This is a genomic window from Streptomyces sp. NPDC050263 (assembly GCF_040655955.1).
Classification (GTDB): domain Bacteria; phylum Actinomycetota; class Actinomycetes; order Streptomycetales; family Streptomycetaceae; genus Streptomyces.
In genome coordinates this window covers 1-6586 of record NZ_JBFAKW010000224.1, presented here as the reverse complement: position 1 = coordinate 6586, position 6586 = coordinate 1, and the positions used below count along the sequence as shown (strand labels likewise).

Annotated in this window: 6 protein-coding genes; 4 read left to right on the top strand and 2 right to left on the bottom strand. The window is 69.4% G+C overall.

Going from position 1 to position 6586, the window contains the following annotated elements; translation table 11 throughout:
• From AB0J04_RS44855 to AB0J04_RS44845, 3 genes are all read left to right on the top strand, one after another.
• Positions 1 to 307: enoyl-CoA hydratase-related protein (locus AB0J04_RS44855; RefSeq protein ID WP_363174495.1), on the top strand; the 307-nt coding region annotated here is incomplete at its 5' end.
• A 314-nt stretch (positions 308 to 621) separates the two neighbouring features.
• The gene (locus tag AB0J04_RS44850; protein WP_363174494.1) at positions 622 to 1536 is read left to right on the top strand and encodes a 2-dehydropantoate 2-reductase; all 915 of its coding nucleotides are present in this window, start codon (positions 622 to 624) and stop codon (positions 1534 to 1536) included.
• Positions 1533 to 2705 (top strand): pyridoxal phosphate-dependent aminotransferase, encoded by a 1173-nt coding sequence (locus AB0J04_RS44845; protein WP_363174493.1) that lies wholly within the window; start codon positions 1533 to 1535, stop codon positions 2703 to 2705. Before AB0J04_RS44850 ends, AB0J04_RS44845 begins: the two co-directional genes overlap by 4 nt.
• 992 nt (positions 2706 to 3697) lie before the next feature.
• Here the strand turns inward: AB0J04_RS44845 and AB0J04_RS44840 are convergent.
• The gene (locus AB0J04_RS44840; protein ID WP_363174492.1) at positions 3698 to 4471 is read right to left on the bottom strand and encodes a CoA-transferase; all 774 of its coding nucleotides are present in this window, start codon (positions 4469 to 4471) and stop codon (positions 3698 to 3700) included.
• A gap of 46 nt (positions 4472 to 4517) precedes the next feature.
• Complete coding sequence (locus AB0J04_RS44835) at positions 4518 to 5450, bottom strand: CoA-transferase (RefSeq protein ID WP_363174491.1); 933 nt, start codon at positions 5448 to 5450, stop codon at positions 4518 to 4520.
• 136 nt (positions 5451 to 5586) lie between these two features.
• On the opposite strand from AB0J04_RS44835, the gene AB0J04_RS44830 reads away from it, so the two are divergent.
• Positions 5587 to 6495, top strand: coding sequence for a LysR family transcriptional regulator (locus AB0J04_RS44830; protein WP_363174490.1), 909 nt, complete (start codon positions 5587 to 5589; stop codon positions 6493 to 6495).
• Positions 6496 to 6586: the final 91 nt, after the last annotated feature.

Genomic DNA, 6586 nt, shown 5'->3' with positions numbered 1-6586 from the left:
TACGTCCAGTACGAGGACTTCCGGCCGGCACACCGAGAGCACGCACCGGACGCCGCTCCTTGACGGGCAAACGTTGCCTGCCGCGGCACTAGGCGAGGCACCGGCGGTGGCCGAGACCATCGCGTCCATGTCCGAACAGGCCGCGGTGATGCTGAAGGAAAGCGTCAACCGCTCCTTCGAGACCAGCCTCGCGGAGGGCGTCCGCTTCGAGCGCCGACTGTTCCACGCCGCCGTCGCCCTGGCCGACCAGAAGGAGGGTATGGCGGCCTTCGTGGAGAAACGAGCCCTCAGATTGACCAACCGCTGACCCGCGCGGCGGGGGAAATCCTTGCCCGAAAGTGGCCATTGCGGGGATATTTTTTCCGGCAATCCCTGAATTCTGGGGTAGGTAGGCAACATTTTGCGCAGTGCAGCGCCTAAAATCGGCCCCCAACAGAGTTGTTGTGGAATGAACTGCTGCAGACCCCAGAGCCCGGTGTCGGCACCTTGCGAGGTCGACGTTCCCGTTGAGGAAGGCCGTTCCGGCCGGGCTCGGGCTCGTGCCTCCAGCATGTCCGGTCCAGGTCCTCTCGCGTCTGCTCCCTGCCTGAGGACCCACTGCATGGCGACCAGGAAGACGACATGAACCCATTCGCGAGTCAGCGACCCGTTGCGGTCATCGGCGCGGGCGCGATCGGCCTCTCGCTGGCCTCCGCGCTCGCCCGGACCGGGCGGCCCATCACCATCTGCGGCGGGCGTGCGCCTGTTGACCACATCGAGGTCACCGAGGACGGAGTTCCGCAAACCTGGCCGGTTCGTCAGGTGACCGACCCGGCCGACGTCGCGGGACACGCCACCGCGATCGTCGCGGTGAAGGCGCACCAGACGGCTGCCGTGGCGGACTGGCTGCGCGCACTCGCGCACCCGGAGGCGACGGTGCTCGTCGCGCAGAACGGCGTCGAGCAGCGCGACCGCGTCCTGCCGTACGTCGGACCCGCGCACATCGTGCCCAGCGTCGTCTACCTGAACTGTGAGCGCACCGCACCCGGGCACGTGATCCTCCGACGCGCCGGCGCGCTCGACATGGCTGTGCCGGACGACCCGGCCGGCATCGCCCTCGCCGACGAGCTGAACACCGGCAAGATGCGCACGTCGGTCGAGTCCGACCTGAAGACGGTGGCGTGGACGAAGCTGCTCACGAACATCACCGCAAACCCTCTGACCGCTCTGACCGGCCGACGCGCCGACATCATGCGGGATCCCGAGATCGAGCGCATCGCCCGGAACATCATGGCCGAAGCCATCCAGGTGGGCCGCGCCGACGGCGCGGCCCTCACCGAGGTGCACGTCGACCGTGCCGTGCACTGGCTGCAGCACGTCCCTCCGGGCAGCACCACATCGATGCGGGAAGACCGCCTCGCAGGCCGGCCGCTCGAACACGACGCTCTCACCGGAGCCGTGGTACGCGCCGCCGAACGCCATGGCATCGACGTCCCGACGAACCGGTTCGTCCTCGCGCTCCTGTCCACCATCGAGCCGACCGAGGTGACGGCATGAAGATCTCACAACGGGCCCAGTCCGTGGCCCCGTTCTACGCCATGGAGTTCGGCAAGCGCGCCGCCGCGCTGGAGGCGCAAGGGCACCACGTCGTCAAACTCAGCATCGGCGAGCCGGACTTCGGTGCGCCCCCGGCTGTCCTGGACGTGATGCGCGAGGTCATGGACGGCAGGCCCATGACCTACACGGCGGCACTCGGCCTCCCGGCCCTGCGGCAGGCGATCGCGGACTTCTACCTGACCCGGCACGATGTCGTGGTCGACCCGTCCCGGATCATCGTCACCTCGGGAGCCTCGGCCGCGCTCGTCCTGGCCGCCGCCGCGCTCGTCGACCCCGGCGACGAGGTGCTCATCGGAGACCCGTCCTACCCCTGCAACCGCCAGATCGTGGAGAGCTTCGGCGCCCGGGTCGCACTCGTACCGACGGCCGCCGAGACCCGCTTCCAGCTCGACGCGGCTTCGGTGCGCTCGCACTGGACGGACCGGACGCGCGGCGTCATGGTCGCGACTCCATCGAACCCGACCGGCACCTCGGTTCCCACGGACGAGCTGGCCGCGATCTGCGACCTCGCCCGTGAGCGTGGGGCCTGGCGCATCGTCGACGAGATCTACCTCAATCTGAGCGATCACGATGCTCAGGGCCGGCCACCGCGCAGCGCGCTGTCGTCGGACCCCGACGCCGTCGTCATCAACAGCTTCTCGAAGTACTTCGGCATGACCGGCTGGCGACTGGGCTGGTGCGTCGCTCCGGAGCCGCTCGTGCCGGTGCTTGAGCGCCTGGCCCAGAACTACTTCCTGTGCGCCTCCGCCCCCGCCCAGCACGCCGCCCTGGCCGGCTTCACTCCCGAGTCGCTTGCGGTCTGCGAGGCACGTCGTATCGAGTTCGCCGAGCGGCGTGCCCTCGTCGTCGACGGCCTGGAACGGATCGGGCTGCCGGTGCCGGTTCCGCCCGACGGGGCGTTCTACGTCTACTTCGACGTCAGCCGCACCGGACTCACCTCATGGCGGTTCTGCGAGCGAGCGCTCCAGGAGGCGCACGTCGCCCTCACCCCGGGCCGGGACTTCGGCGTACACACCGCGGACACACATGTCCGACTCTCCTACGCGGCGTCGACGGACGACCTGCGCGAAGGCATCGACCGGCTCGAGAAGTTCCTGGCCACGCTGTAGTGAACCGAGCGGTTGAGAGTGGCCGGTCGGCCTTGCCCACCGCAGCGGGCCTTTCCCAGGCAGGTCACAGCATGGACGGTAGATCAGCCGGGGTCGCCTGCCCGGCTTTCGGACCAGTGCGGCGAGCGGGATCCGGCGCCGTCGCGAAGCCGGCACGTGGCCTGCTCCTGCCGCGTGAATCGTTCGCTCATGGAGGATGCCTCGATGAGCCGGTGAGCCGTGCTCCGGCCGAGGGCCGGCAGCGGACGGGTGAGGTCGGCATGCTGCCCAGCTGACGAAGCGGCTGCGGGGGAGTCCGCCCCCGGAGGGCGAGATCACCGGTCACCTCGGCTACGACAAACGCGATCCGGCGGGCAGGGACGGCGGCAACTCCGCAACGGCAAGCACTCCTGGACCCGCCGGCGAGGGTCCAGGCGCACCTGGCGGAGGTCCATGACGTCGAGGCCTCCCGGCTGCACGCTTTCGAAGTCGCCCTCAGTTGCAGTCGGGAAGGATCCTGTGGTTCTTCATCCGGGCGAAGGCGTGCTCGACTCGGGTGCGGACGTAGAGGTTGTTGGGCGCCTCGGTGGTCGAGAGCGCATGATGGGTGTTCGTAGCTCGTCGGCAGAGTCTCCTGCTGGGACTTGTCCGGCCGATCATGTTCGGAGCCAGATGGTGAGGGCTGCGGCGGTGGCGGTGCCTGGTGTCATGCGCCAGAAATCCTGGGGGTTGGTAAGCACCCTGTCGTCATGTCGCATTCCGGGCCCTCTGCTGTGGCGATCGCGTTGTCCGAGGCCGAGCGCGCCGAGTCGGCCTTTCGCCGGAGAGACGAACTGGTGAGGAGCCGCCTCCAGTTCGTCGACGACCACCGGGACACCTACGAGGTGAAGCGGCTCTGCCAGGTCCTGGACGTGAACCGGTCCAGCACGCATGGCAATATGCGGTGGCTGACGGCGTGCTGGTCCGTGGCTGGTCCGGATCTTGGTCAGGATGCGATGGAAGCGCGTTCTCCCTCAGCGCAGATAGATCCGGTCGGGGTCGACCGTGCGGCGGAGAAGGCGCAGTTCCGCGTCGGTGGGAGGTACGACGACGGTCAGATCCTCGCCCACCTTCAGTTCCCAGCCGGTGGCGGCCTGTACCTGGTCGACGGTCACTCCTGGGTGGACGGCCGTCAGACGGAGCTCCTCGCCCGGTCCGCCGCGGGCCAGGATGCCCAGTTCCGTGATGACCCGGGTGACGCCGGCGCCGCGAGGCCGGATCCCGTCCGCCAGTGCGCGGTCGGGGCCGGGGGAGGTGCAGAAGTCCAGGGCGTCGGTGAGTGAGCGCGGCTCGTGACGGCGCATGACCACGAACACCTCCCGGGAGTTGGCCATGACCTCCACGGCCCCTCCCGAGCCGGGCAGTCGGACGTCGGGACGCTGCCAGTCGCCGATCACCGACGAGTTGAGGTTGCCCCACCGGTCGATCTGCGCGGCGCCCAGAAATCCGACGTCGATGTGGCCGCCCTGCAGGACGTAGCCGAAAAGGGCGGGCATCGGGATCACGGCCTCCGCGCCCGTGACGAGGACGGAGTCCGCGATGGTCTCCGGCAGGTGGGAGGGATGCGCGCCGCATACTCCCGACTCGTAGACGACCTCCAGGGCGGGAGCGACGGTGAGGTGGGCCAGGGAGGCGGCCAGGGTGGGCAGGCCGATGCCGGCGAACACGGTTCGCCTTCCGGCGAGTTCACGCGACGCGACGACTGCCAGTACTTCGGAGGAGGTGGGCGCCTGGGCGGGTACGGTCATGACGGGAGCCTTTCTGCAGGGGTCGAAGTGCGCGGTGCGTTGGCGCTCAGCGGCGTCGGCCGTAGTCGACGGGGATGCTCAGGGCCTCGTCCACCGCGAGGCACTCCCAGCGGACGCTGCCGAGCTTCGCCACGTACGCGGCGTGGTCTGCGGTGCCGTACACCCACTCGTCGAGCCAGGTGGCCAGGCGCTGCGGATCCTTGCTGATGTGCGCCCACTCCCGGTAGAACGCACCGTCGCGGTCGTAGTAGCCCTGGGCGAACGACGGGTGCGCGCCCCGCGGACAGACGACCACGGCGTCCACCGCGTGGGCGGGAATCAGCGTCCGGTTCGGGTCGGAGCGGACGACCGAGTCGTCGACGATCTCCTCGACGACCACGATCGCCGTACGGGCCGCGTACACCGCCTCGGCCTGTACCCCGGTCAGTCCCCACACCTGGGTGTTGCCGGACCGGTCCGCCCGCTGGGCGTGCACGATGGTGACGTCCGGGTGGACGGGCGGCACCACGTACACCTGCTCCGGCTCGCCGTCCGGCCCCGGATACGGCGAAGTCACCTTCCGAAGACCGCCGTTGACGCGGGGCAGATCGCTGCCGCCGTAGGAGCGCAGGGGGTGGAACGGCAGGCGCTGCGCTCCGGCGAGGTAGCGGCAGACCATGCCGTAGTGGCTGTACTCCTCGAAGGTGAGCCGGCCGTCCTCGACGCGGCGACGCAGTTCTCCGAGCGAGCCGGCCGAGGAGTTGCCCACGAAGGACGACACCAAAGTGGTGACGCAGTCCGCCGCGAGCATCTGGTCGACCACGATGTCCGCGGTCATCCGGACGACGGTCAGGTCGCGGCGGCCCTGGCGGATGATCTCGTGGCCGGCGGCCGTCGGGATGAGGTGCGTGAAGCCTTCGATGCAGACGGTGTCGCCGTCGTGGACATGGCGGGCGATCGCGTCCCGCATGGACATGATCTTGTCGGTCCGGCTATCCATGACGGCTCCTCGTCTCGGCGATGGTGCCCCACCACGCTGACAGTGCCGATTGATTGAGTCCAATACTGAATTCGAGTTACTTTGAGACGTCAGAGAGATAACTCGCGGGCGTGTCCGTCCGGACCGGGGAGCTGCTGTGGAACTGCGTCACCTCGTCGCATTCGTCGCGGTCGCCGAGGAGTTGCACTTCGGGCGGGCCGCGAAGCGGCTGCACATGGCTCAGCCGCCGCTCAGCCAGCAGATCCGGCAGCTGGAGAAGGAGCTGGACGTCCAGCTCTTCGAGCGCAGCACCCGCTCCGTGCGCCTCACAAGCGCCGGGGACTCCTTCCTGGAGCCGGTGCGCCAGGTGCTGGAGGATCTGGACGTCGCCGTACGCGTGGCGAAGTCGGCGGGCCGCGGTGAGTCCGGGCGGGTGAGCGTGGGCTTCGCCGGAGCGTCCAGCCACTCCGCCGTCCCACGGCTCGCGCGGGCCGTGCGGGCGGCCCATCCGGGCATCGAGCTCGTCATGCACGGCCAGACCTACAGCAACCGCGCCCTCGACCGGGTCGTGGAGGGCACGCTCGACCTGGGCTTCGTCAGGCTTCCGGTCACCCAGCCGCTGGTGGACTCCCGGGTCGTCTACGAGGAGGAACTGGTCTGCGCGCTGCCCGCGGACCATCCACTCGCGGCGCGGGAACGGATCGACGTGGCCGACCTTGCGGGGGAGCCGTTCGTCAGCTTTCCCGCGAACGCCGGATCCAGCCTGCGGGACGCCATGGTCGAGGCCTGCGCGGGTGCCGGACACTATCCCCGGGTCGTGCAGGAGGCGCCGGACTCGTACACGATCCTCGCGATGGTGGCGACGGGGGTCGGCGTGACCCTCACACTGTCCTCCGTCATGCATATCCAGCAGCCCGATCTGGTCTACCGCAGGCTGCGGGGCGAACCCGTGGTGCTGCGGACGGCGCTCGCCTGGCGGAGGGACAACCCTTCCGCCGCCCTGCGCAGCGTGCTCGCCGTCTCCGCGGAGGTGTTGCCGTCGCCGGGAAGTCCGCAGGGTGGCTAGTGCCGCGGCAGGCAACGTTCGCCCCGTCGCGACGCCCGGCACGCACTCTCGCCGCACCGGCCGAAAGCCCGAGTACGTCCAGTACGAGGAC